The 281-nt window shown below is 20.3% G+C and carries 1 protein-coding gene; it reads left to right on the forward strand.

The features are described from left to right. Window positions 1-281: hypothetical protein (locus tag KAR67_RS09505; protein ID WP_209830605.1), on the forward strand; the 281-nt coding region annotated here is incomplete at both ends.

Consider the following 281-nt stretch of genomic DNA (forward strand, 5'->3'; position numbering starts at 1 on the left):
TTTTGATTTACAAAAAGAAATAAAGTTAGAGTGTATAGTTTTAAAACTAAATAATAAAACTAATATAGTTAATATCGAATATTCCAAAGATAATTTAATTTTTTATTCTTTTGATAGTGAATTATGTGAAATAAAAGATAATGCTATGATTTTTATACTATCAGAAAAAATATCTGTTAGATATTTAAGAATTTGCATTAAAAGAGACAATTTAAAACAAATAAATTTTTATATACGAAAATTTCCATTATTATTTGTAGCAGCTAGAGGGGATGCCTTTG

This window comes from Campylobacter sp. JH32 (assembly GCF_017846535.1).
Classification (GTDB): domain Bacteria; phylum Campylobacterota; class Campylobacteria; order Campylobacterales; family Campylobacteraceae; genus Campylobacter_D; species Campylobacter_D coli.